This window comes from Prevotella sp. KH2C16, assembly GCF_900113305.1.
GTDB lineage: Bacteria > Bacteroidota > Bacteroidia > Bacteroidales > Bacteroidaceae > Prevotella.
In genome coordinates, this window is the sequence record NZ_FOOW01000023.1 from 19,951 (window position 1) to 45,762 (window position 25,812).

The following is a 25,812-nucleotide window of genomic DNA, read 5'->3' on the forward strand; positions in this document are numbered from 1 at the left end:
ATCAGAAATGCAATAATTTTTGTATTTTTGTGTCCGAAAAACTGTTGCCTATGACGAAACTATATCTTGTGCGCCACGGCGAGACGGACGACAATGCCAACCAGATAATGCAGGGGCAGACGCAGGGAAGGCTCAATCCGAACGGCATCCGGCAGGCCGAGGAACTGCGCGACAGGATGCTTCACGAGCCGATAGACGCCTTCATCGCCAGCGACCTCCGGCGGTCTGTGGAGACCTGCGAGATCATTGCCGCCCCCCATCACAAGGAGGTGGTGCAGACGCCTCTGCTGCGGGAAAGGGACTGGGGCGACTTCACGGGCCGCTATATTCCCGACCTTCAGGGCGAGGAGTGGCCCGACAACATCGAGTCGCTCGAGAGGATGGGAGCCCGGGCCCGCAACTTCCTCACTTGGCTGAAGGTGGCCTATCCCGGGCAGACCGTGCTCGCCGTGGGCCACGGCATTATCAACAAAGCCGTGCAAAGCGTCTACTTCAACCTGCCGATGAGCAAGGTCCAGAAGATGATGAATGCCGAGGTCAGGGTGCTCATACTATAGGCGAAAGGGACCTTCCTCACGGAAGATCCCCCTCTCAGTAATATATTAATAACTCTCTAATTTTGTTATCCTTCTAATCTGTTCACTAAAACTAAAAACCTATTAAACACTTACCTATTTATTAACATCATTATTAATTACTTTACCTGTATAACTTGTTTTCTTATCTGTATGACTTGTTTCCCTTATCTGTGTCCGCCACCGAAACTTCTGCCGCCGCGATTGATGCCGCTGGAGTGAGAGCCTCCGCCGAAACTGCCCCCCGAGCGTCCTCCTCCGAAGCCTCCTCTACCGAGGCTGCTACCAGGACGGCTGCTGCCGAACGAGCCGCCAAAACTGCGAGAGGGAGCTCCCATGGAACGGCTGGGAGCCGACGGGCGCGGATTTTCATTATTGGGTGCGAAAGAACGGGTGGGAGTATTGTTGTCTCTGCTGAAGGAACGGAATCCAGCACCCATCCTTGGAGCCGTGGAACGAGTGGAGCTGCGTATACCGCTGCCGTTGTCTCTTCCAAAGTCGCGCTCCCTGCCGGGATTTGCCCGGTTGCCGTCGCGGCGTCCGCCGAATGTGCGCGGTGCGCCGGGAGCCTGTCCCAAGCTTCGGGTAGACACTCCGTTGCCGTTATGGCGCCCACCGAATGTGCGGTTGCCGTTGCCTGTTGACTGGTTGAAGTTTCCGTGGCTGCGTGTCCTGCCGAATTCCGTAATACGGGTTCCGTTGCCGAAGTCTCCCCGGTCGAAGCCGTCGCGCATGCCTATCCGGCGTATTCCGTTAGGATGCGTCCCGCCGTATTGTCTGCCGTGATACCAGCTGCGTCCGCCATTGTGAGCCCAGCTGTGCCCGCCATAGTAGACTTCCACGAAGTGGGGTCGGCCGAAGTAGAAGTAGTCGCGGTGAGGATAGCGTGCATAGATGCTGAAGTGCCATACTCCTGCGTCCCAATAGAGCGGGCGGTAGAAGTAGCGTGCGGCGCAGTAGGTACGGTATTGCCAGTCGAGCAGGATATAGCTCAGGTCGAGGTTGCGCTGTCTCCAGTATACGCCGTAGAGGTCGTTATAGTCATTGATACGCATCAGGTAGTCGAGGTTTATTTCGTAGGCTGCCTCATACTGATCGTCGGTCAGGTTCAGTTCGTAGGCCATCTTGTCCGTAAGAAACAAGGCTTGCTCACGAGCCTGCTCGTAGCTCATGGCGCTGGCGGATACCGCGAGCGTGAGGAGAGCTGTAAGGGCTAATATGAATTTTTTCATAATCGTATCTTTTTAAACCGTCGTTTCTTTTCTTATCTGTTGCAAAGAAACAAAGAATTCTTGACCCGCGAAAAGGATTTTCCCTACTTTGGCGGGGATTTTCCCTAAACCTTATGTAATATAGTCGGCAATCCTCCGTTAAGTTATATATAATAATGTATTGATGAAAAAGTCAACCCTGATAATCGTCCTGGCGCTTGTCGCCCTAACTGCGGATGCCCAGTATGTGTGGCAGGAAGGGGCGCATGCCGGCAAGCTGGACTTGAGTCGCAACCTGCGTTATGAGGTAGAGTTGCAGGCATCGTTCTCCGACGAGAAGACTCCGCTATGGCTCAATGCCAACAAACACGGCCTCTCGTCGCTGGACAAGAGCAATGGATATATGCGCGGAAGCGTGATGCGACCGTTGGCTGTCGATTCCACCCGCAGGTGGGGAGTGGGCTATGGGCTGGATGTGGCGGTCGCCTACGGCTATACGAGCGTGCCCGTCGTGCAGCAGGCCTTTGTGGAAGCCCGCTGGCTGCACGGCGTGCTCTCCGTGGGAAGCAAGCAATATTCCATGCAACTGAAGAACAATGCCCTGAGCAGCGGTGCCCAGACCTTAGGCATCAATGCCCGCCCCGTGCCGCAGGTGAGGCTCGCACTTCCAGAATATTGGGTGCTTCCTGTCCTTGGAGGCTGGCTCCGCATGAAAGGCCACTTGGCGTTCGGAAAGATGACCGACGACAATTGGCAGCACGACTTTACCCGCAGACAGTCGCGTTACGCAGACGATGTGCTGTATCACAGCAAGGCCGGCTACCTGATGATTGGCAACCCTGACCGCTTCGTGCCGTGGTCGGTAGAGATGGGACTGGAAATGGCCACACTCTTCGGCGGCACCTCGTATAACCCCCAGGCCGACGAAGCCCATCGGGAGATAAGGAACGGCAAGGGTCTCCGTAGCTTCTGGAATGCCTTCTGGCCCGGTGGCTCGGATGTGGGGGAAACCGTCTATCAGAATGTGGAAGGCGACCAGCTGGGCAGCTGGCTGCTCCGCATGAACTATGATGCCGAGACCTGGCGCATAGGGCTCTACGCCGACAAGTTCTTTGAGGATCATTCCTCGATGCTGCAATTGGATTACGACGGCTATGGCAGTGGCAACCAATGGGACAGCAAGGAAAAACGCCGCTATCTGCTCTATGATTTCAAGGACTGGATGCTGGGCGCGGAGCTGAACCTCAAGGACGGCTGGTGGCTGCGGAACATCGTCTTCGAATACCTCTACACGAAGTATCAGAGCGGTCCCATCTATCATGATCATTCGCAGACGATACCCGATCATATCGGGGGAATGGACAACTTCTACAATCACGGCATCTATCCGGGCTGGTTCCACTGGGGGCAGGTGATGGGGAATCCTCTCTATCGCTCGCCGATATACAACGATGACGGCGTGAACACCGTCTATGATAATCGCTTCACGGCCTTCCATCTGGGAATAGACGGCAGCCCTACTGACAATCTGAACTATCGCCTTCTGGCCACTTATCAGGAAGGTTTGGGCACTTACAACAGCCCTTATACCCGCAAGCATCACAATGTGAGCTTCATGCTGGAGGCAGCCTGGCGTCTGAAAAACAACTGGCAGGTGAAAGGTAGCTACGGAATGGACTTCGGACATATCCTCGGCAATAATTACGGAATCCAGTTAACGGTTTCCAAATCAGGAATTTTAAATTTATAGAAGATGAGTCATCACATGATAAAAGGCACCCTCGCCACCTCCTGCTTATTGTTTTTCACGCTGTTGTTTGCTGCCTGCGACCTGGAGACGAGCGGCAACGGCAAGCTCGACGGGTTCTGGCACCTCGAGTCTGTAGACACCCTGAGCGGGGGCTTCAATGATTTGTCGCAGAAGCGCATCTTCTGGGCTTTCCAGAAAGACCTTCTGGAACTGTCGGATAAGGACTATGTACTGTCTCACTGCTTGATGCGCTTCAACCGTGACGGGGGTGCGCTGAAGCTCTCAGATCCTTATCTCTATGACCGTGAGAGCGGGGAGGGCGACCATCCGCTGACGGATGCTGCGGTGCTGAATCCTTATGGAATCAATGCCATAGAGACCACCTTCACCGTCGAAAAGCTGTCTTCGTCAAAGATGGTACTTAACGACGGAACCCTGCGACTTTACTTCACGAAGTTTTAAGAGCACACTCAGGCTTCGTGGATACATTGTGCCAACACCATGTGGAATATGGCAAAAACAGCGATGTCTATGGCGAAGAGCCATGTGAATCCTGTGGATTCGAAAATCAAGGAGTTCAATATGATGAAGAATACGGCAAGACCGATGATTGCCAGTAAGGCCTGATGCTGAGTGAGTCTGGCTTTCATCAGCTTGTGGTGGATGTGATTCTTATCAGCGTCGAACAGGGGTTTCCGGTGACGGAGACGGTAGATGACGATTCTGAAGACATCGAATACTGGAACGATGAGCAGGCTGTAGGCCAGCATGATGCGATCGTGGGAGAATTTCATGACCATGGGATTGTCCATGGAATACTTCACGAAGAGGAATCCGAGGATGAATCCGAGGGTCAGGCTGCCGGAGTCTCCCATGAAAATCTTGCGGTTCTGCTCCGCATTGCCCCATATATTATAGTATAAATAAGGTATTAGGATTCCTATCAATCCTGCTATCAGGATGCAGTAAACTTCCATCCCCTCTCTCCAGAAGCAGTAGAAAAAACCGCCCAAGGCAATGATGGAGAGGCTTGCCGAGAGGCCGTCGATGCCGTCGATGAGGTTTATCGAGTTGTCTATCAGCACGATTACGCAGATCGTGAGCAGGACTCCGGCCCAGTAGGGAAGCTCATGGATGCCGAGCAATCCGTACAGATTGTTGATATACAGACCGCAGAGGGGAAGCACGCAAGCGGTGATAATCTGAACCGTGAACTTCACTCGTGCGTTCAAGCCGATGATGTCGTCTACGATGCCAGTAGCATAGATGAGCAGTAGGCTGGTCAGGAAGCCGACGCTCCACAGGTTGATGGATATGCGGCTCTCGGGGTTCTCCACTCCCATCACCGTCATCGCGATGATAAAAGCGAGCAGCATGCTCGGCAGGAAGGCGATTCCGCCAAGTCGGGGAATCGGGTTCTTGTGCACCTTCCGCCGGTTTGGAATGTCGTAGAGATTCTTTTCCTTGCAATAGTTCAGTATCTCTGGTATCAATAAGAAACCCGTGATTAAACTCAAAAAGAATGCCCCCAAGATGATGAGTATATATTGCTGCATAAGAAAAGTCCGTGATCTGTATGAGAATAACTATGAAAACTCATCGTTATTGCATAAAATCCAAGAAAAACACAATATTATTTCAATAATCAAGTTTATCCTATAAGCATGAAAGTCTCTATTATAACGGTAACCCATAATAGTGCTGCAACCATCTCTGATACTATTGAGTCGGTGCTGAAGCAAACCTATCAAGACATAGAATACTTAATTATAGATGGTATGTCTACGGATAAGACGATGGAGATAGTTTATAGCTATGAGCCCCAATTTAATGGTCGTCTCAAGTATTTATCAGAGAAAGACAGGGGTATTTATGACGCAATGAACAAGGGCATCTCCATGGCCACAGGAAAATTGATAGGTTTTCTGAATTCTGATGATTATTATACGGCAGGCAATGTTATAGAAGAATTGGTGAAACCTTTTTCCAATCCAACAATAGAGGCTGTTTATGGAGACATTCATTTCATAAGGGATAGTAACCCGAATAAGATAGTCAGATATTATTCTTCTAAGCTCTTCAGCCCCTTCTGGCTCCGTTTTGGGTTCATGCCAGCACATCCTTCGTTTTATACAAGGAAAGAAGTATATGAAAAAGCGGGCTTTTATAATCTCAATTATGAAATTGGCTCCGACTTTGAAATGATGGTCAGGCTTTTTAAGAAGTTCAATCTAAAGGCTGAATATATTCCCATGGATTTTGTAACGATGCGGATGGGAGGTGTCAGCACCTGTGGATACCGAAGCCATAAGACCCTGCTGCGGGAAGATATTCGGGCATGCAAGGAAAATGGTCTGTATTCTTCTTCCTTTTTGATTAGCCTGAAATATCTATATAAGGTGTTTGAATTTCTTTAGACGCGGCCATCGCTCGTGAGACGGTTGAGGGTGATGAGGCCTTGATGAGGTTGCTCGCTTGTAGGCGAAGTGCGGATAAGGTCTGGCTGATTAGCGGCCGGAAGTGTTTCCGGAGAGCAGCTCCTGATACAATTGAAAATAGTTTTTGCACATCTCGTGGTCAGTAAAATGCTCCTCAGTTCTCTTTCTGCAAGGGGTGGAGAATCGCGATTTTGGCGCTTGGCAGAAGTTCTGAATCTTGTTGATGGCTGCCGCGAGGTCGCCCCGCTCTATGGCGGCACCAGTAAGAGAGTCGATGCTTTCGGCTGCGCCACCCGTGGCGTAGGTAACGACGGGCGTCCCACAGGCCATGGCTTCAAGATTTATGGTTGGAAAGTTATCTTCCCATGTGGGGTTGAACAGCACATTAGCAGCGGAATATAGTTTGCAAAGTTCTTTGACATTCTCGGTTCGCCGAATGCCAATCACGCCCTTTGGGAGCGACTTAAGCTCCTTCTGGTTCAGCCCTACGAGCACTACCGAATAGCCTTCTCCTATCCTTCGGCTCAGCTTGATGAAGTCGCCGAGACCCTTGTGATACCAGTTTGAGGCCACTCCCAATATCATTTTGTTTCTTGGCGGAATGTGATACCGTTGCTTGATGGCGTCGGTGTCTTCCGCGATATGAAATGTGGAGCTGTCTATGCCGTTATAGACGAGTCGGCGGTCGATGTCTTTCAGAAACGACGACTGGAGCTCTCCGTCCAGCCAACGGCTCACGGGAACGAGGACTAAACTGTTTAGTGAGCTGAAGGCGGCACGCTTCTTCTCAAAGTTGCGATAAGAGTTGTCGCGCAGGAAACTCCTCGGATAAGCCGACTTCTGGGGACAATCGGCGCAATGGCTTTTCCACTTCTCGCAGCCCGCGAACATATAGTGAGCGCAATGACCCGTATATGCCCAGCAGTCGTGTAGCGTCCATACCACAGGCTTATTATATGAAGACAAAAAGTCGAATAGGATAGGATAGTTGAGATAATACCCATGGATGTTGTGCAGGTGGATGATGTCGGGCTGAATGGATTCTATATAATGGACGAGTCTCCTCGTAGCTCTTCTGGACATTAATCCATGGTTGTCAAGGATACGCGTGCTTAAACCGTGAATCTTTTCATCTAAGTCGCTGCCAATGTGATATAAGTGGGACGAACTCTCATTGAACCATCGGCCGTAAGCGATGTAGCTTTCCCAACCATTGGATTGAACCATCTGTCCTATCCCTTCTGTAATCTTTCCATGAGACCCCCAGTTGGCAGTAATATTTATCTGAAATAGTTTTGGCATCAGTATTTCTTATTGCAACTTAGAAAATAAGTTATATGGCGGAGGGGCCAGAAGGGCTCGAAGTGGCGCCGGTTGATAACTTTCCCGTCAAAAGAGAAGTAGTTTTTGTAATCAGATTGCGAAAATACATACTTGTAAGTGTTACAGGCAATGTCAATAGAGGTTTCATTGGCTTGCGTTAATTTGCCATATGGAAAGGCGAAGTGATTACAACTTTTTCCAATATGTGATTCAATAACATCTTTACATGCTGTTATCTGATATTGAAGTTGGTTTATATCGTTAGAATTGATCATGTAGTGATCCATCGTGTGTGCGCCAATGATGTGCCCTCTCTTGGCAAGTTCCTCCAGGTGAGTCCATCTCATTGGAGTCTTGTTTGGAGTCAAGATAGTGTTCTCATTGAAGTTGTTGATATATTTATCATCCCCATCCACATAATTTGGATTAATAAAAAACAAGCCATTGATGCCGTATTTCTCGAGTGTGGGAGCAAAGTAGTCATAGCACTCCTTGAATCCATCATCGAATGTAAAGGCAATTTTCGTGCGTGAAGGGTTCTCATGATGGACTATCATACTGATAGCATCCTCAATATTAATTAAATCAGCTCTTTTTGACAGCTCATATAGCAACTTGTCAAAGGTCTGAGGCTCTTCCTCTTGCTGTACCCTATGCCCGTTTAGAATGTGTATCCCCGGAGCAGGTGATGCGAATGCGCCCAGCGTATCAAGTATTCTTGCTCTCATGAAAGAACGCAGCTTATCTTTAACTGTTTTTATCTTGTCCATTAATTACTTCTTTTATCACTTCTATTTGATAATGAATATTCCATTTCCGGTCTATCTCATGGTAGCAAGATTGGGTAATAGATTCCCTTTTTGGAGGACATCCATAAGTCCAAGCTTCAATCTTTTGCATTAAATCTCCAACATTGTCTTGCTCGAAGAAGTCTCCAGTAATGCCGGGATGTATAGCTTCAAACTCAGGCATCTGCTGAGGGAAGTTGTTATGGGTTATAACAGGACAACCAAAAGTGAGAGAATGAATAGCGGTGAGACCTACATTGCCTGGCGATACACATACGACAGCATTATAAAACAGCTCTCCCAACTTCTCATCCTCATAGCATGGACCATACATCCAGATGTTGTCGAAACCTTTGCGTAAGGCATATGACTGGATGTTTACATGCTCTATATCCTTGCCTATGATTACAAGATTTAAGGGCTTGCCTTCGCTTTTCATTTGGGCAACGGCATCTATAAGGTGTTCAATTTTCTTACTTTTTTGTAGTCTGCCGCAATAGATGACAGTGGGATTGTCGTTTCCAAAATGAGAAGAATAGATATCTGTTGCCCTGAGAGTCTCTCGAAGTTCAAGCTCTTTGTCAGAATCCAAGGAATTGGCAATGCAGAACATCTTATCTTTGTCGAATCCTAAGTTTGCCATTAAATGAATAGAGTACTCGCTATACAGCATGAGTTTGCTGAAGAGAGAAAAATACCATTTCTTAAGAATCTTCCTGATTCCCCGTTCCTTGCCATACCAGCCATGACTCCAAGCAATGGCTTGTCTCCCAGTCAGCTTTGCCAATAGCAGTATTATCCATGATGAAACGCAATAAGGCTCCCCATCGAGTATATAGTATTTGTAAGGCTTAAAGACTGGTGCGATGGAGCCAAACTGCCAATAAAACTGGTGGAAAAACAGGTTGCGTAGAGTCTTCTGGTAACCATCCAGCAGGCGGTAGTCAAACTTCTTGATGGGCGAAGCCACCTTGTCGCCTATATAGAAGTCGCATCCTATCGTGCGGTCTATCAGACTAAAGATGGGATATCGATAGTGCGGGCCGATGTTGGTGATGATGCATAGCTTATTTTTCATTCTTTGACAATTTGTTGACGGTTGTCAATAGGGCAGCTTGTACCTGCAATGATAAGAAGAAGTATCAACAGGCCATTGGACAAGAGGGTTGTGAATATAGATGTATTCAGTATGTATGATAGGGTGGGAAGAAAGATGATGAGCAGGTCTGAGATTTTATATCTATAGGAAATTGAGTTGATGATGTGCATTAACAGATAGAAGAAAATCCCTATAAGGAGGATGCCAAATATTCCACTGGCAGCCAGACCATCGGTAAGAAAGAAGTTGGCATTTGCATTTTGGCTTCCATATGCCACGGCCATTCCTAACGGCTGTGAAAAAGGATAGCCGTTTGTTATGACATTGACAATATTGATATGGGAATAATAGGTGAAGGGATTATCATTGATACAGAAAAATCGGAGATAATACTGGCTTAACCAACCAGCAACGGCTGAGGTGCGTAGAACAACAATAAATCCGAGGACTAATTGTAGTACCTCGTCTTTGAGAAAAACAATGAAGATACTTGCTATCGAGAGAGAGTACATTATTAACGCGTGCAGCTTGTTACTGATGGCTTCTTTCTCCTTCCGAATGAAAAAATACAGAATGATTAAGGCAAAAGGCATAAAGAAGGTGAGCTTCTGCATATCAATCATAAACAGGATGAAATAAGCTACAATGGTTGATGTTGTCTTCATCCATTTTCGTTCAGACAGATAGTTGACCAATAAGAAAGGATAGAAACCTCCGAAAAGCCAACCTTTAATATAGGCCAGTAGAGAGATTCGACCTGCATTTTCTGAGTTTTCCGCTCTAAGCTGATACATCATGTCTGACTGCGTAAAAACATTTACGAAGTGCATAGAATTTATACTCATAGCAACGAGGACAACGGTCAGGATGATGGCTGCTCCCTGTATCCAATTGAAGGGGATTTGGGGTTCTATAATGATATCCTTGAAAATCCTTTGCCCTTTCCCAATGCAGAAAAGAAAAATGAATATCATGCAGAACACTCCCCCATAAGAGTAGGTGGTTAGAGGACTGATGTTCCGCATCGTGAACAGCGCGTGAGCAAAAGGAATATAAACAAGAATGTAGAGAAACAGAGTAAAGAAAGAAGAAAGGTTCCGTAGGCCTCTGTAGAATAGGAAAGGCACAATAGACAATATGACCCACACAATGAACTTGCCTGCAGTCATGTCAATATAGTCAATGCCCATATAGGCAAAGAGCCTGTAGACAAATCCTTTGAATGCAATATTATAGATCACAATGTATATCAGTGCACAGATGATACGCGAGAGCATATTTTCGGCATTGAATATAAAACCTAATATTCTCTTCATATCAGCACAATTCTAATGATTAATACGAGAGAAGAAAGGCACCATAATGGGATATATTTCTTGAAACTGCCTATGCCAACATTGCCCAACTGAAGGATATGTAGATACATGGCGAGGTTGACCAAGGAGCAAAGGAATGCATAGAAGGTCAGGATGTGGTAAATATTGTGGCTCATACTGCAACCGAGGAGAATGGTGCCAACAGCCACGACGGCGTAGGCTAGGTTATAGAGAAACAGAATACGCTGTCTGTTCATATACCTAAAAAGAGGAATCAATGGTTGGGTAAGAATAGTCGGAAATGACCAGAAGGCCAGACATAAAGATATATTACCGGCAGTAGCCCACTTCGCACCTAAAAACAATACCACGATCTTATCACCTCCACAAGCCAGAAATAACATGGGAAGAAAGGCGATGAGTGCTACCACCTTGCCCACTTGCAGTGTACAGAGACGGGCGTTGAGGGTTTGCTCGTCAGGCTTGGCAGAGCATAGCAGTTCGTAATATACCCGTCCAATAGCTGAGCCAATCAGACTCATGGGCAGCAATAGCAGTTGTAGGATAATGGAATAGCAACCTATGGTAGTCTTGTTGAAGTAGGATACCAATATTAGCAGGGGAACATTAAATCCAACGAAGCACAGTAGACTTGAGGGGGCATCGTAGAGGGCGAAGTCCCTGTATTTGAAGATAATATTCTTTATTTTTTTCGGGTTTAAAGCGCAAAGACTTCCTGTCTTTCCGATGTATATCAGATATAAAAGGAGAAAAATCATGGTTATGACCTGTGCGATAGTAGTACCCAGAATCAGACCATTTATGGTTGTGAGGGCTATAAAGCCAAAGAGTACTCTAAATCCTGCCTGTGAACTTCCAAGAATCACACTCTCTGCAGCAATGCCAGAATATTGGCCATATCGGTTGCACAGGTTGCTGAAGATGGTGTGGATGGCGTAGGCCACCAGATAAATAGCCATTAACCAAATTGATGGAAAGTGGAGAAAGAATGGAATTCCGCTCTTGCTGCCAAGATAGAAAACTATGGTTGTAAGCAGGCTTATCAGTAGGCTAGTAAGCAGGCAAAGGGTTGAAACATAAGGTATCTCGGCCTCTGTGGCCTTCACAATGGTATTCTCATATCCAGCGAAGAGCACGATGGAGAGGATGGTGACGAAAGAAGAGAAAACACCCCATTCGCAGAAGTCGGCAGGTGTGTATAGTCGCGACAAGATAGGTGTCACTACTACTGGGAGCAGAAACATCACGATATTGCTCGATGACATCTTTATGGTGTTGAGCAATAACGGGCTTTTCTTAATGTTATCTAATAGCTTCTTCAAATTGATATCCTTTTGTCGAAGGAATGTAATACATTGTAATGCCTTGCCGTCCGAGTTGCAGCATTTTATCCAGACAAGGCTTGGAATAGAAAACCTTGATGAGGAGGTTGGAAAGTTTATATTTCTTGTAAATGTCCGGGCTAAAGTATCTGATGAGCGTTTGCTCATGGGTTCTTCGCTCCAGATGTCCCTCTATGCAGGTGTAGGTCTTTATCTTTCCTTGCTCGTCCATGTATCGGTAAGTTTTCTGAACGGTAAAGAACTGCCTCCAGTAAGGATATTCCAGATAGAGCAGTCCCTCTACACAGTGGTCGAAAGTGCCGATATAATGGGGGCCAAGGCCGAGGGTGAAGACCAAAGCCTGTAGGGTGGTCATCCTATACCATGGTGAGTCTTCGTCCCAGCAGTTCTTGCATTTGGAATGATCTTTAGTTAGCCATTCCGCATGTTTTCCCCATGCACACACCGAGTGTTGCACATTGATGCTTCGTCTTACGCCGGGCAAGTTTCTGAAGGTTTCGGCCAGATGCCCAGCAAATGTTTTGTCGGTTTGCGGATGAAAGATGCATTGGGTATCTCTTTGCAATTCCGGGTCTGGGTATGCTGGCATGAGGAGAGTTCCCTCTTCGGTAATGACGGCTTGAATCTTCTGTATCAGCTCTTCGGCTGTTCCCTCATAGTTATAGAACTCCTTCATGGCCGCATGAATGCAGACTACACTGCCTTTGCTCATTCCCATAGAGCACATCACATCTACCACATCATCGGCAGAGTATTTCTGGTGATAGACCAGCATCCCAAGTCGTTTATGAATGTCTTTCCTCAGCATGGAGATATCCTTGATGCCAGTGACTTTCTTGAATACCAATCCTAAGGATGTGAGAATAGAGGTAGACATATCAGGATTATGCAAACAACTTTTTAATATCTTTCCTCATCACCCAAATGGTCAGGATGAGGGCAGTGAGAATTTCCATGACCAGGACGAAGATCATGCGCTTGGGCCCTGATGGTTTGATAGGAACGGAAGCTCCTTTTAGTATGGTGAACACAGGTGTCTTTTCCTGTAATTTTGCCTGTGCAGCGTCATACTGATTTTTCGCATTCGAATAGGTATTGAATTTCAGCTGCATATCGTTTTCCAAATCCTCTATCTTCGATTGCACTGACTGTAGTACCACATCTTGGTTGGCATCGGAGTAGGAAGCGTAGATTTGTCGTGCACGCTCATATTTGGCCTGGGCTTCTTGTACGAGTTTCTTGTAATAGAGCACATCTTTTCGGGCTTTGTCGGTGCGATAGGTTGTGATATATTGCTTCAATCGGGTACTGATGGAATCTGCCAATATCTTGCAGACCATTGGATCCTGTGAGGTGGCCGTGATTGTAATCACTCCGTCTTTAGAGTCTACTTTCAGCGATACATCGCTCCTTATCTTCTCTGCTACCTTAGCTTGCTCTTTTGTGAGGTGATAGGGAATCACGCGATTCGTTGGTAGGGGGGCTTTTTCTTTGCTGAAGATTTTACCCCACCATGCTTCCTTCTGATGGTTGGCTAAGTAATCTGAGTAGGTGTACTTTTGACCATCAAGTGTCTGTATTTTAATTCCGAAGAGATCCACGATGAATCGATCATCTTCCATGAGCTCAGGATAGAGTAGGGGCGTAATGGCATCTGAACTTTTTATCTGCGATATGTCGATGCCCAGAGAAGAGGCCAGAGTGCCAATAGTGCCCGAAGGGGAGGCATTTTCTACTTCTGGAGCCAGTTTCGTGTCAGTTGTGAAATATCTGGGCACGCTCAGAATGACGAAGACAAAGATCATCAAGGCAATGGGCAAGACAATGAGGTAGGGTAGCTTGTTGCTCTTGATTTTCTTAACGATCAGTCTTAGGTCAATGACGGCCACATCTTGATTGCTTTTCATATTCTGTTTCTAAGTTATAATCTTTTAGATATTCAAATGCCAGCCTTGTTCATGTAGATAGCTGTTCCAGTCAAGTTGGCGATGCATTTCATACATTTCCATCTTAGAAATATCGTTCCATCCACAGGTGGAAGAGGGGGTCTACGAAGTGAAAACCCCCGTCGTGAGTTTTCTCTATGATGTCTTGTTCTTGCAGGGTCCGCTTGTTCTTGACGAGGGTGTTGGGATTGCCAAGATTATATTTCCTGCGTACTTCGGCAGAAGAGAATTTGGTTTCGCCAGCCGCTATGGCTCGGAGGAGTTCTATCTGCGCTGGGGTGAGGCGGTTGATGTCGGCCTGGAACATGGGCGTGTTGATGTTGAGGAGTTGCTCCACGCCATAGTTGAAATCGTCGGCGGTTACGTTATCGGCAGTTTTGTTCCAGATGAAGAAGCTCAGCTGCTGGAGATACCAGGGGTGGCATTCCACGATGTCGCAAATCTGGGATGCGTATTCTTCTGATATCTGTTTGTTGGTCTTCTTGAAGCCTGCGAGGATGAATGGCAACCAGTTTTCCTTGTTGATTTTGTCGAGAAAGATAACCTGCCCAAATCGGTAGAAGGGGTTGTTAGAGTTATTGAAGATATCCATCATCATGTGGCGCTTACTGCCATAGAGACAGTAGGTGGTGTCTTCTTGCTGCTGCCAAACGGCGCGCATCTTGCCTTCCATGTCTTTATATTCCGGCAGATTGGCCAGTTGCTGAAACTCGTCGATGCAGACGATGATGGCAATGCCTTTCTGTTTTGCCAGCGTTTGGGGGAGCTGGAGGATAGAGAGCTTGTCTCTTTCTTCGGGCTTAAACTTGATGTCGAAGGCCATGAAGTTGGTAATCTGGTCTTTGATAACCAGCTGGGGAACCACTCCATTCAAGAGCTTTCGTGCGTCGTCGGCCCATTTCTCAAACTTGGTTGAGGCGCACTCAATGACCTTGCTGGCAAAGGTTCTGTAGAATTCTGATTCCGATCCGATGCTGAAAGCGTCAATGTAACATACCTTGATATCGCTTCTCTCGACCATGAGCTCTTCCATCGAGCGCCTTACCAACGACGATTTGCCCCATCGGCGGGGGGAGATGAGCATCACATTGATGTGTGAAGTGAGCAGCTGCTTGAGCAGTGCCCGATCTTCGTCGCGGTCAATGAAATTCTCTTTGGTTGCGAGTGTTCCAAACTGAAAGGGTACCTTCATTTTCTCTTTTCTTTGCTGCAAAGATACAAAAATTTACCCAAAGGTAACTTACCCAAAGGTAACTTTTTTATAAATCACTGTCTGTAAGCTCTTTGCTCTTTGCGTTTTTATTTACTCAGGTTTGCTATCGTGGCAATCATTGTGGCGATAGAGGCCACGCTGGTGCCGATGCCGAGCCATCTGCTGAGGGCGCTGCCGTCGTGCTTTGGCTTGGTAGGCACAACGATTTCGCAGCCCGGACGCACCTTGGCGTCGTGTCCTACGCGGGCCACCTTACCGTTCATATAGATGATAAAGGTGTGGCTCTTCTTGGCTCTGTTGCCCCATCCGCCAGCCTCGTTGATGTAATGGGCTGGCCGCTTGCCCTGCTCGTAGGCCACGGTGTTAGGATACATCACATCTCCGCTGATCTTGACGGTTCCGTTATATTCCGGGATGACGAGGCGGTCGCCTTCGCGGAGAACGAGGTCAGCATCGCCTCCGGGGTTCTCAAGGGCCTTGTCGAGTTCGATGCCCACGGGGTAGGTGTCGCCCAGCTGGAGCAGGGCAGCATTCAGGGAGTCGCGGCTTCCGCCAGCCTGGGCTTGCAGGAGACGGGTCAGCGTCTCTATCTTTGTACGGTCTTCGGGAGTCGTGCGGCGCAGGATGCGCGCCCCCTGCACATAGGCCAGGTCGGTAACGCCGCCAGCTTTCTTGACGACATCGCTCAAGCGTTCGTTCTTCTTGTTTAGCGTATAGGTGCCCGCAAACATGGCCTGACCTTCTACATACACATTCTTCTGGGAGGAGAATCCCGGGCTCTTGCGCACATATACTTCGTCAAACGGCATCAGAGTGAAGCCCGGTTGTCCGTCTACGACAAATCCGTCCTTGAGCGCAAGGGTAAAGGTTTCGGAGATAATGCTGTCGGTGGAGAGAGCCTTGGGATTGCTCACGCGGCGCGCTACATCCACTTTCACGGTGGAGGCCTGGTCTTTCAGTCCGCCTGCCTGCAGCACGAAGTCCTCAATGGTCTCGTTGTCGGCATATTTATAGATGCCCGGATACTGCACCTCTCCATGGATGGTAATGGTGCGCTGGGTCTGGAGCTCGGTCTTCGTAGGGATGAAGAGCACATCGTTTTCCTTTAGCGGGATGTCGGCAACGCTGCCGTCCATGATGCCTGCGATGTCCATGCTGATCACCTCGAGCGACCGGTCCGTCTTCATGCGGTGCATGACAGCCCGGTTGGTGAAGGCCTCCTCCGTCAGTCCCTCGGCGTGGGAGACGAGGCTGCGCACGCTGGTGATGTCGCCGCCAAGCTGATACATGCCCGGGCGGAACACGGCTCCCTTGACCTCCACGGTGTTGGCATAGCGCGGAAGGATGGAGTCTACGCTTACGGAGTCGCCGTCTGAGATGCGGAAGGAACTCATGTCGAATTCCTCCACATTGAATACGGCGTATTCCCGCCCTGTCTTGCGGACCACCCTGACGGATTTCGTGTAGGCGTCGCCGGTGAATCCCCCGGAGTAGGTCAGCAGGCTCTTGATGCTCTCGCTCTTCTTCATTTCGTAGAACATGGGGCGCTTCACCTTTCCCGTAATGTTCACCAGGCAGTCGTAGGGACCGACATAGATGACATCGTTGTCGGCAAGGCGGATGTTGCCCGACAGCTTGCCGTTGAGGATATAGTCGTAGACATCCACCGTGGTAACGAGCCTGTTGTTGCGATATACCTTGATGTTACGCAGCGTTCCGAGGTCGTTGGTGCCGCCAGCCATGTAGAGCGCGTGGAATACCGACGCGAAGGCCGACAGCGTATAGGTGCCCGGAGCCTTCACCTCGCCGTACACATTCACCATGATGGTCTTCGTCTGTCCCACCGTGAGGCGTATTTTGGAACTGCTATAGCGTGCGCCCAGCGTGGAGCGGAGCCGCGCGTTGGCCTGTGCCACGGTGAGGCCGCTTACCTGTACGGGGCCGAAATCGGGTATCGTTACATCGCCGTCGGGCGACACGGTGGCCTGGACAGACTTCTGCGAGGCGCCGTATACATCGATGAAGACTGCGTCGCCCGGGCCCAGACGGTAGTTCTGAGGGGTGGCAATGTTCATGTTCGGCTCGAAGGTCAGGTTCTTCTTGTTGAAGATGTCGCGGCCAAAGACCTTCGGCCCCGAGGTCTTCTGCTCCTCCGTCTCGAGCGAGTCTCTAAGCATGCCGGCCATCTCGTGGCGGATGGCCGTATACTCCTCGTCGTTCTCGTCGTAGGTGTGCTGGTAGCTTGCGTCGGGACTTACGCGATAGTTTGACAGTTTGCCCTCTTTCTTGTCGCTGTTGTTCTTGCGCATGCGGTCGTCTGTCTGCTCCACGGTTTCATCCGCCACGGTGCCGAGACCGTGGTTGTTTATCTGGCGTTCATACTTCTTTCTTACCCTCCGAATCTGAGATATGTCCACGCCGTTCTGCATGAGTTTGGTTACAATCTGGGAATTCGAAGTGCCTGCTTTGTATTCTTTTGCGACAAAGCGCATCACCTGCTCGTCGGTCATTGACGACTGGGCGCTCATTCCGAGGGGAACGCATAGCAAGAGCAATGCATAGAGAAGGATTCGTTTCATATCTTTTAGAATTTCTTTCCGGTAATGATGACGGCAGCGGTTTTCGCGGCAATCTTGAAGTCCAGCCACAACGAGCGGCGCTCCAGATAGCTGAGGTCCATGTGCAGGCGCGTCAGCATCTTCTCCATCGTGTCCGTATAGCCATTGTAGAGGGTGGCCTCTGAGGTGAGCCCGGGGCGCATCCGGTAGATTTGCGCGTAGCTGCTGTCTACCTCCATGATTTTGTCGGCGAAGTATTTCCTTTCCGGTCTCGGGCCCACAATCGACATGTCGCCCCGGACCACATTCCAGAGCTGCGGCAGTTCGTCGAGGTGGTGGCTGCGGAGCATTTGCTCCAATCGGGTGGAATTGGAGTCGTCGCAGGTGGCGATGAGTTGCGGCCCGTCTTCTTCGATGATGCTCGGCATGGTGCGGAACTTGTAGATGGTGAAGGTTTTGCCGCCCTTTCCCACGCGTTCCTGCCGAAACAAGACGGGCCCGTTGTTCTGCCGATAGAGCCGGATGGCAATATAGAGGAGGAGGGGAGAGAGCAGAATCAGCCCGAGAGAGGCGCATATGATGTCCGTGAGCCTTTTTATCGCAAGTTGCGTCTTCCCCATTCCGTCTTGTACAGCCATGCTTATTTGATAGTTTTTAATAATAACTCTCTTTTTGTTAGATTGTTGCAAAGATACGCAATAAATTCCGAAAAAATGCCGAATTTAAGCATCCAGTTGCATTTTTCGGCGTCGGAAACGGAGGAATGGGTAGCCTTTCTGGAATCCGTAAGAATCTTTTTCTTTCTGTATGAGAGGCCTCTAAAGTGTCGTGTATTGAGAAGAAAAGTTAGATAAAATGATAAAATTATCGATTTCCAACAATATTCTGAAAATCTGCGAATTCCATTTAAATATACAGAGAATGACTGCTTTCTCACAAAATGACTACCCCAAGAGCTGTCGGGGACGGCTTTTTACTTTTCTTTTAGCCGCCTTTTACTCTGTTTTTAGCGGCCTTTTGTCTTCCTTCTAACCGCTTTTTTCAACTCTTTTAGCCGCTTTCGACGATGATTTTCGATGTGCAGACAATAGCTTTCAGAACAGGACTGAATATAACTTTATGATTATCAAGGAAGTATAAATTTCTGAATTTTCGGTCTCGTTTTTGCCCGAAGTCTTCCGATTTTTGTCTTTTGGGCATATTTTGCCTTGTGCTTTGCAAAACAATAAACTATTTTCGTAATAATTCTTATAAGTAGCCTTGCTCCACGAAGGCATTTCGCCCATTCGCCGCCGGTTTTTTCAAGTTGGGTTCCGGATTTTGCGTTTTCAAATCAAATGTGTATCTTTGCATGCGGTAAGGTATCCTGATTCCCTGACGCCATTCACCAGTCTGCGTGCTGGGAGGGGAGGCGGTAGGGGTAAGGGCGGCCTTGCAGGATAAGGAATTACAATGCGCACGGATTCTAACATCATGCGGCAGGCCGGCAGCACCTCGTTTGCGGTGCTCTTCACGGTGAGCTTCTGTCATTTTCTGAACGACACCATCCAGTCGATGCTGCCGTCGATTTATCCGATGCTGAAGTCGGATTTCGCCCTTTCGTTTGCCCAGATCGGCGCGATAACGCTGGTCTTGCAGCTCACTTCGTCGATCATGCAGCCCCTCGTGGGGCTCTATGCCGACAAGCATCACCATGCCTGGCAACTCTCGGTGGGCATGGTCTTCACACTTGCGGGCATCTTCCTGCTCTCCTCGGCCACGAGCTTTCCCATGATTCTCATGGCCGTGGCCTTGTTTGGCTGCGGCTCGTCGGTGTTCCATCCGCAGGCCTCGCAGGTGGCGCAGCTGGCCTCCGGCGGTCGGAAGGGTCTGGCGCAGAGCATCTTTCAGGTGGGCGGCAATGCCGGATACGCCGTCGGCCCGCTCCTGGCTGCCGTCATCATACTGCCCCACGGCATGCCGGGCATCCGCTATTTTGCCGTCGTAGCCATCCTTGCGGCCACGATACTGGGCTATGTGGGGCGGTGGCACATGCGCGAGCTGAAGACCTATGCCCACAAGGCGCGCAGCCGCTGGGCCACCGTGAAGCCCTATAGCCGGGGGCAAATCTATTTCTTCGTCTTCATTCTCTTCATGCTCATGTTCTCCAAGAACTTCTATACGGCGAGCATGACCAACTACTTCACCTTCTTCCTCATCGACAAGTTCGCCGTCTCGATACAGCAGTCGCAGCTCTGCCTCTTCGTTTTCCTCGCCGCCCAGGCCGTGGGAACGATCGTAGGCGGGTGGCTGGGCGACCGATACGGGCGCAAGTATGTCATCTGGTTTTCCATCTTCGGGGCGGCTCCGTTCACGCTGCTGCTGCCTTATGTGGGCACGCTCTGGGGCACGATTCTGCTCTCGGTGGCCATCGGCCTGATCATCGCCTCCGCCTTTTCGGCCATCCTCGTGTATGCCACCGATCTCATGCCGGCGCATACGGGGGTCGTGGCGGGCATCTTCTACGGGCTCTCCTTCGGGCTGGGCGGCCTCGGGAGCTCGTTCTTCGGATGGCTGGCCGACCAGACGAGCATCCTCTTCATTTTCAAAGTGAGCACCCTGCTGCCTCTGCTGGGCGTCATTGCGGTGTATCTTCCTAAAATGAAAAAAGAAACTATTTAAGGTTTTTCTATGGACTATACAGCACATTACCAGTCGCCCTTGGGCGGCATCACGATGGCAAGCGACGGTCGTTTCCTCACGGGCTTGTGGTTTGACGGACAGAAATACTTCGGCTCTACATTGGGTCAGGACCACGAGGAGCGCGACCTGCCGGTGTTCCGGCAGACGGCGGAGTGGCTCGACATCTATTTTTCGGGGCGGGAGCCCGGTTTCCGTCCGCAGCTGTGCCGGATGGGAACGGAGTTCCGTCGCGAGGTATGGAACATCCTCCTTACTGTTCCCTACGGGCAGACTATTACCTATGCAGAGATAGCGAGGCGTATGGCAGAGAGTCGCGGACTGCCCCATCTGTCAGCACAGGCCGTGGGCGGGGCGGTAGGCCACAATCCCGTCAGCATCCTCGTTCCCTGCCATCGGGTGGTGGGTTCCGACGGAAGTCTCACCGGCTATGCCGGCGGCCTCGACCGCAAGCGCAGCCTGCTGCGATTGGAGGGCGTAGCCTCGGCCTTCCTATCGGAGAAGAAAATGCGCCAGAAATGAGAAATTTCATCAGAAAACTTGCTTTGATTCGAAAAAAATACTATCTTTGCAGCGCATATACACAATGGGCTTGACTGGATTTGACGGCGGGCCGAGATGGTATGTAAGCATGCGGAGCTTCGGTGGCTGGCTCCTAAATATCAGTTATCAACAAATTAATTGGCGAAAACAATTACGCTCTCGCTGCCTAGTCGAAGTATAGTAGACAGGCTCAATCCTTTCACAAGGTGAGGGGACGGGACATCGCTCAAGCACTCTTTTCCCGAAATAGCTTGACTCAGCGGTGCTAGATTAGTCGGGGATAGCCCTGTGGAGGCCTCGCTCCGCGGGCGAAGATTCAGAGGATAAGGCGACGGTTGGTGGTCCGGGTCTTGCCGCCGCACGAAAATCAAAGGCCGGAATAAGCATGTAGAAAGCATATGGTTTCCCCGTGCGGACGAGGGTTCGAATCCCTCCAGGTCCACTCGTAAAGAAGCTGATGGTTGCAGAAAGTCCAACCGTCAGCTTCTTTTTATATAAATAGGTAGGGTAGGGCATTGGCTTGCGGGCTGTCAGCCGACTTTGCCAACACGGCAAGCGGACATTGGCAATCCCTCCCTCTACGGGGGGGATTGCCTGCAGGAAGGCGCCCTGGAGTTTGCTGCCGGTTTTTCAGCACCCTGGCATGGCAGTCAAATCATGTTCGAGATAAACAGGTAGGCGGAGAGCGCTATCATGCACCCTGCCACCAATTTCTGATATTTCTTGCGGTTGATGTCCTTTATCGATTTCAAGGCCAAATAGTTGCCGGCAATCATTGCCGATGCGATGAAGAGTCCGGTCAATAGGATTTGCGTATTCACCAGATTCAGTTTCCCGTAGACAAGAGTCTTCACGATGTGCATCACGGTTGCCGCTGTCGCCTCGCTGGCGATGTAGGAGACCGGGGAGAGGTCGAGGGTGAGGAAGGTTGCGCTGCTCAGTGGTCCGGAGATACTCAGCAGACCGTTGACGAATCCGGTTATTGCACCTCCGACAAGCATGGTAGCCGGACGCTTCTTCAGCCTGATCTTGCCTCGCAGTTTCAGTAGGGCAAACACGATGAGGGCCAGGGCCACGATGCCGGTCATCAGATGTTTAGGCGCTATTGAAAAGCCGTATGCGCCCAGTGCCGACAGGGGTACTGCCGTGGCAAGAAACCACATCGTAGGCTTCCACATAATCTCTTTCCACCCCAGTGCTGCCCGCGAAGCATTGCTCAGCAGTTGTGCGATGGTGCTGATGGGTACTGCTACTTCTATGCCAAAGAAATATGTGATGACAGGGAGCAGGACCATTCCGCCCCCGAAGCCGACCGCACTCGACAGGAAGCCTGCAAGGAATCCTACAACGACTAATACTATATACATCATTTCGTGTCAATCTTGAAGCACCTCTTTCCTGATGTCCCGTGTCTTCGGCAGCCGGGCGGCAGGAAGGCCTTCGCCGATTACTTCGCAGATGGCATCCTGCGAATCAGTTTCTTACGGCCTCGGGCGTCCAGGCCTTCAAGAAGCGAAGCACCTTCTCTTTGTCGTATCCCTTGCCTTCTTCCAAGAAACTGGAGTCCTGGATATGCAGCACCTTGCCATTCCCGTCAAGGATGACAAATACGGGGAACCCGAATCGCTGAGGACTGCCAAGTCGCTTCATCAGGGCCGTGGCGTTTTCCGCATTGCCTTTACGGGGATTGTAGTTGACATGCAGATAGAGATAGTTGTCGTTAATCACCTTCATGATGTCGGTATCCCTGCTGACAAAGTCGGCAAAGAGCAGGCACCACGGGCACCAGTTGCCGCCAATCTGGCAGACGATGAACTTGTTTGCACCCGTTGCCCGTATATCTTCTATGGCCCTGTCGATCTGCTCCATCGGGTTGATGGTCTCGTCATATACTTTCTTCAGGGTGCCCTGGGCGCTGGCCATGATGGTGGTCAGAGCCAGCAAGAGTGTGAATGCTGCTTTCTTCATTGTTCTTATTTTGTGAGATTAGATTCCGAGAAAACTGCAGATGAGGGCAAGCGTGGCCGGGCCTCCCTGCTTCATGATGATCATTTTATTGCTCGTCAGACTGCCATAGGCTGCCACAAGGATGACATAGCCGAGAAGCAGGCGCAGCCATAAGGTATCGCCCAGGACAACGGCTATGGCCAGCAGGACGGCCAGCAATAGATTGTAGATGCCTTGGTTCTTGAGCAAAGCCCTGGCCTCCTTGGCCTGAAGTATCCCCGGCTGCAGTCCGAAGGTCTTCGCCGTATGTCCGGAAGTCGTGGCCACCGTCTCAAGATACATGATATAGACATGCTCCAGGGAGACAAGCGATGCCAGGATAATAGTGATGGTTCCCATTGTATATTTTTACTTTAAACATGACTGTCCTTGTCTTTTGCTTCATCGGTTTTTCCCCGTGTCGGTGGATTCCCCCCATGGGCAATCCTTTGTTACAGGATTACAAAGATAACTTCCAGAAGCCAAAGTGCCAAGGGAAATTGGGTTAATGGTTGTTAAATTTGATTCGGTCCTGCCTGCCGCCTTCCTGATTCCTGCCAAAAGGTAACCATATATTATTAAGCTGTCTTCTTGCGGAATTCAATTTTTTGTCATACCTTTGCCGACGGAGCCCGGTAAAGGCGAATATAAAACCAATAGAAAGAAATGATAGTCGACAAAGATTTCCTTCGCAATCAGGATTTGGGATTGCTCGTATTGAGAGTAAGTATAGGGGGACTGATGCTCTTCCATGGTGTATCTAAACTACTGCACGGCGTGGGCTTCATCGAGGGCATGCTCGCCGGCCTGGGACTTCCCGGTTTCATTGCCTACGGCTGCCTGCTGGCAGAGCTCGTCGGTGCAGCCTTCATCCTTGTGGGGCTGTGGACGCGCGCTGCCGCTTTCGTGCTCACCGGCAATATGGTGGTAGCCATACTCATGGCACATTCCTCTCAGATATTCTCACTTGACCCCATGACGGGCGGACTGCTCATCGAAGACCCGCTGCTCTTCTTGCTCGGAGCCGCTGCTCTCTGCTTTACCGGCGGAGGCAGATATGCCCTCACCAAGGGGAATATCTTCAGCTGAGGTCTGCCCGGTAAAAGAATCTGGAAACACAAAAGGATGAGCCGCGAAAACCCATCCTTTTGTGTTCTGTGCCCAGCCTTTGCCCCGGCCTTATGGGTTTGCTCCTGTTTCCTTGATTCCCTTGACAAGCATCTCGCAAATCCGGTCTTCCCTGATTATCTTCGGAGCGGCCTTGCCTGCCAGCACCAACACTTTCTTGCCATTCCGGTAGATGTAGAGCTGGCGTGAGCGTATCACGGCCGTCAGCCCATCGTCATGCAGCATGGCTGTCCAAAGGTGGTGGTAGGCACCCTCCTCTTCAAACAACTTCTTCTTCAGTTGGGAGCACATGTTGGTTGTATCGATTTGCTGCATACCTTTGTCTGTTTTGGCTTACTGTCCGCAAATATACGACTTTTATTTCAACTGGCATGGTTTCATGGCGAAGAATTTCTCACGGGGAGGCTGACCGTGCGCGGCAAGTGCTTGTTCCGAAAACGGACACTCCGGAATCCAGTCCCGGCAGTTGTATATTCACTCGATATTGCATATTTATGCAGGATACCGCCGCTCGCCTTGCTGCAAACGGCCTTTTACTCGCCTTTTAGCGGCTTCCGACCCTGCTTCCAGCGGCCTTTCAGGGTGTAAAAGACCGCCTTTTACTCTGAAATCGGCCGTTCGCAGGGCACCTAACGGAAATCCTGTTTATCATAAAAAGGGAAAATCCCCTTTTAGAAGCCTCGTAAAGCCTTTGGCCTGTCGCGGTGGCACAATTCCCCACCTGCACCGTTCCGACGCCTCTCGTGCGACATGTATAAATATTCATTTTTGCTTACGATCAGACCAGAAACCATTGTCCTGAATTTCGGTAAAGGGGGCTTCCTCCCGCAGGGGGCGGAGAGCCATGCGGGGAGGCGGTCTGGAGGGACAGGAAACATATTTTCTGCCTTTACCGTGGCTTTTTTCAAAATAATTTTTCTACCTTTGCGGAAGTCATAAAAACCAAATCAGGGGAAGCCATCCCTGAAAACTTACTAACTAAAGGCTATGGAACTAAAGAACTTTTTCAAGCGACAACTACGCACGGTCATTGAATGGAAGGAGCAAGACGCCTCCCTTCTCTTCCACCGGATGGAAACGACGACGGATGAAATCAAGAACGCCAGCAAGCTCATCGTGGCCCCGGGGCAGGGCTGCCTCGTGGTCTACGACGGCAAGGTGATGGCCACGCTGACCGAGCCCGGCATCTATGAGATGGCCACCGCCAACCATCCTTTCATCACCACGCTGCTCAACCTGGCGCAGCAGATGGAGAGCGAGCACAAGATGCGCTTCTACTTCTTCCGCACGGCGGAACTCGTGAATGTGCTCTGGGGCACCGCCTCGCCCGTGAAGTATATAGAGCCCGACTATCAACTGCCCGTGGCACTCGGTGTCTGCGGCAACTTCTCGGTGAGGATTGCCGACGCCGCTTGTATGTTCACCACCTTGCTCGGAACCGTGGGCGACTATCGTGTGGCCGATGTGCAGGAGCTCGTTTCCTCGCGTATCGTGGCCCCGCTCACCGCCTTCCTTGCCTCGAAGGCCTATCCCTATCGTGAGGTGGACCGCCACCTGATGGAGCTTTCGGCCGACCTGAAGGAAAAGACCGGCGACGAGCTGCTGAGGCTGGGACTCACGCTGACCGACTTCCGCGTGGACTCCGTAACCTTCGACGAAGACACGATGGAGCGTATCGGCAAGATTGCCGACATGACGGCAGAGCAGCGGGCGGCTGCCGAAGTTGACTTAGACTATACCGGCGTGCAGAAACTGGCCGCGATGCGCGATGCCGCACGCAACGAAGGCGGACTCGCCGGTGCCGGACTGCAGGTGGGGGCAGGCGTACAGCTGGCCAAGGACATCTTCGCCCCGCAGGCCGGCGGCTCTGGCGCGAAGGCTGCGGAGACCGGTAA

Annotated in this window: 24 protein-coding genes and 1 other RNA gene; 9 read left to right on the forward strand and 16 right to left on the reverse strand. The window is 50.1% G+C overall.

The window, feature by feature from the left end:
• The first annotated feature begins 50 nt into the window (after positions 1-50).
• The gene (locus tag BM114_RS11865; RefSeq protein ID WP_092113698.1) at positions 51-557 is read left to right on the forward strand and encodes a histidine phosphatase family protein; all 507 of its coding nucleotides are present in this window, start codon (positions 51-53) and stop codon (positions 555-557) included.
• A gap of 185 nt (positions 558-742) precedes the next feature.
• Here the strand turns inward: BM114_RS11865 and BM114_RS11870 are convergent, their stop codons facing one another.
• A complete protein-coding gene (locus BM114_RS11870; RefSeq protein WP_092113699.1) occupies positions 743-1,807 on the reverse strand; it encodes a hypothetical protein in 1,065 nt (354 codons plus the stop codon).
• Positions 1,808-1,970: 163 nt separating this feature from the next.
• On the opposite strand from BM114_RS11870, the gene BM114_RS11875 reads away from it, so the two are divergent.
• Positions 1,971-3,536 carry a capsule assembly Wzi family protein gene (locus BM114_RS11875; protein WP_092113701.1) on the forward strand — a complete coding sequence of 522 codons (1,566 nt, stop codon included), beginning with the start codon at positions 1,971-1,973 and terminating at the stop codon, positions 3,534-3,536.
• A gap of 3 nt (positions 3,537-3,539) precedes the next feature.
• A complete protein-coding gene (locus tag BM114_RS11880) occupies positions 3,540-3,998 on the forward strand; it encodes a lipocalin-like domain-containing protein (protein WP_255406507.1) in 459 nt (152 codons plus the stop codon).
• An 8-nt stretch (positions 3,999-4,006) separates the two neighbouring features.
• Here BM114_RS11880 and BM114_RS11885 read toward each other — a convergent pair whose 3' ends face one another.
• Positions 4,007-5,092, reverse strand: coding sequence for an MraY family glycosyltransferase (locus BM114_RS11885; protein ID WP_092113705.1), 1,086 nt, complete (start codon positions 5,090-5,092; stop codon positions 4,007-4,009).
• A 108-nt stretch (positions 5,093-5,200) separates the two neighbouring features.
• Here BM114_RS11885 and BM114_RS11890 point away from each other — a divergent pair, with 108 nt between their 5' ends.
• Complete coding sequence (locus tag BM114_RS11890) at positions 5,201-5,953, forward strand: glycosyltransferase family 2 protein (RefSeq protein WP_092113706.1); 753 nt, start codon at positions 5,201-5,203, stop codon at positions 5,951-5,953.
• 90 nt (positions 5,954-6,043) lie between these two features.
• Here BM114_RS11890 and BM114_RS11895 read toward each other — a convergent pair whose 3' ends face one another.
• The 10 genes from BM114_RS11895 to BM114_RS11940 all read right to left on the reverse strand — a co-directional run bounded on the left by BM114_RS11895 (position 6,044) and on the right by BM114_RS11940 (position 18,219).
• Complete coding sequence (locus BM114_RS11895) at positions 6,044-7,276, reverse strand: glycosyltransferase (protein ID WP_092113708.1); 1,233 nt, start codon at positions 7,274-7,276, stop codon at positions 6,044-6,046.
• The gene (locus BM114_RS11900; protein WP_092113709.1) at positions 7,276-8,067 is read right to left on the reverse strand and encodes a polysaccharide deacetylase family protein; all 792 of its coding nucleotides are present in this window, start codon (positions 8,065-8,067) and stop codon (positions 7,276-7,278) included. Before BM114_RS11900 ends, BM114_RS11895 begins: the two co-directional genes overlap by 1 nt.
• Positions 8,045-9,163 (reverse strand): glycosyltransferase, encoded by a 1,119-nt coding sequence (locus BM114_RS11905; RefSeq protein ID WP_092113711.1) that lies wholly within the window; start codon positions 9,161-9,163, stop codon positions 8,045-8,047. Before BM114_RS11905 ends, BM114_RS11900 begins: the two co-directional genes overlap by 23 nt.
• Entirely contained in the window at positions 9,160-10,500 is a 1,341-nt protein-coding gene (locus BM114_RS11910) for a hypothetical protein (RefSeq protein ID WP_092113712.1), read from the reverse strand. The genes BM114_RS11905 and BM114_RS11910 overlap by 4 nt, the downstream gene beginning before the upstream one ends.
• Positions 10,497-11,843: a lipopolysaccharide biosynthesis protein gene (locus BM114_RS11915; protein WP_092113714.1), complete on the reverse strand. Its 1,347-nt coding sequence runs from the start codon at positions 11,841-11,843 to the stop codon at positions 10,497-10,499. The genes BM114_RS11910 and BM114_RS11915 overlap by 4 nt, the downstream gene beginning before the upstream one ends.
• Complete coding sequence (locus BM114_RS11920) at positions 11,824-12,741, reverse strand: AAC(3) family N-acetyltransferase (protein ID WP_092113716.1); 918 nt, start codon at positions 12,739-12,741, stop codon at positions 11,824-11,826. The genes BM114_RS11915 and BM114_RS11920 overlap by 20 nt, the downstream gene beginning before the upstream one ends.
• Before the next feature lie 7 nt (positions 12,742-12,748).
• Positions 12,749-13,771 (reverse strand): GumC domain-containing protein, encoded by a 1,023-nt coding sequence (locus tag BM114_RS11925; protein ID WP_092113717.1) that lies wholly within the window; start codon positions 13,769-13,771, stop codon positions 12,749-12,751.
• 103 nt (positions 13,772-13,874) lie between these two features.
• Positions 13,875-15,002 (reverse strand): AAA family ATPase, encoded by a 1,128-nt coding sequence (locus tag BM114_RS11930; protein ID WP_092113719.1) that lies wholly within the window; start codon positions 15,000-15,002, stop codon positions 13,875-13,877.
• 107 nt (positions 15,003-15,109) lie between these two features.
• A complete protein-coding gene (locus BM114_RS11935; RefSeq protein WP_092113721.1) occupies positions 15,110-17,602 on the reverse strand; it encodes an SLBB domain-containing protein in 2,493 nt (830 codons plus the stop codon).
• Positions 17,603-17,607: 5 nt separating this feature from the next.
• Positions 17,608-18,219 (reverse strand): sugar transferase, encoded by a 612-nt coding sequence (locus BM114_RS11940; protein WP_092113723.1) that lies wholly within the window; start codon positions 18,217-18,219, stop codon positions 17,608-17,610.
• A gap of 814 nt (positions 18,220-19,033) precedes the next feature.
• Between BM114_RS11940 and BM114_RS11945 the strand changes: the two genes are divergently transcribed.
• From BM114_RS11945 to ssrA, 3 genes are all read left to right on the forward strand, one after another.
• Entirely contained in the window at positions 19,034-20,242 is a 1,209-nt protein-coding gene (locus BM114_RS11945; RefSeq protein ID WP_092113725.1) for an MFS transporter, read from the forward strand.
• A 9-nt stretch (positions 20,243-20,251) separates the two neighbouring features.
• The gene (locus BM114_RS11950) at positions 20,252-20,782 is read left to right on the forward strand and encodes a methylated-DNA--[protein]-cysteine S-methyltransferase (RefSeq protein ID WP_092113726.1); all 531 of its coding nucleotides are present in this window, start codon (positions 20,252-20,254) and stop codon (positions 20,780-20,782) included.
• 66 nt (positions 20,783-20,848) lie between these two features.
• Positions 20,849-21,248: a transfer-messenger RNA gene (gene ssrA / locus BM114_RS11955) on the forward strand.
• A gap of 205 nt (positions 21,249-21,453) precedes the next feature.
• Here ssrA and BM114_RS11960 read toward each other — a convergent pair.
• The 3 genes from BM114_RS11960 to BM114_RS11970 all read right to left on the reverse strand — a co-directional run bounded on the left by BM114_RS11960 (position 21,454) and on the right by BM114_RS11970 (position 23,149).
• Positions 21,454-22,173, reverse strand: coding sequence for a sulfite exporter TauE/SafE family protein (locus BM114_RS11960; RefSeq protein WP_255406509.1), 720 nt, complete (start codon positions 22,171-22,173; stop codon positions 21,454-21,456).
• A 103-nt stretch (positions 22,174-22,276) separates the two neighbouring features.
• A complete protein-coding gene (locus tag BM114_RS11965; RefSeq protein WP_092113728.1) occupies positions 22,277-22,771 on the reverse strand; it encodes a DUF255 domain-containing protein in 495 nt (164 codons plus the stop codon).
• A gap of 18 nt (positions 22,772-22,789) precedes the next feature.
• Entirely contained in the window at positions 22,790-23,149 is a 360-nt protein-coding gene (locus tag BM114_RS11970) for a DUF1304 domain-containing protein (protein ID WP_092113730.1), read from the reverse strand.
• Between the two features lie 306 nt (positions 23,150-23,455).
• Here BM114_RS11970 and BM114_RS11975 point away from each other — a divergent pair, with 306 nt between their 5' ends.
• On the forward strand, positions 23,456-23,878 hold the full coding sequence (locus BM114_RS11975) for a DoxX family protein (RefSeq protein ID WP_092113732.1): 423 nt from the start codon (positions 23,456-23,458) through the stop codon (positions 23,876-23,878).
• A 90-nt stretch (positions 23,879-23,968) separates the two neighbouring features.
• On the opposite strand, the gene BM114_RS11980 is transcribed toward BM114_RS11975, so the two are convergent.
• Positions 23,969-24,232 (reverse strand): hypothetical protein, encoded by a 264-nt coding sequence (locus tag BM114_RS11980; protein ID WP_092113734.1) that lies wholly within the window; start codon positions 24,230-24,232, stop codon positions 23,969-23,971.
• A 672-nt stretch (positions 24,233-24,904) separates the two neighbouring features.
• Between BM114_RS11980 and BM114_RS11985 the strand changes: the two genes are divergently transcribed.
• Positions 24,905-25,812: SPFH domain-containing protein (locus BM114_RS11985; RefSeq protein WP_092113736.1), on the forward strand; the 908-nt coding region annotated here is incomplete at its 3' end.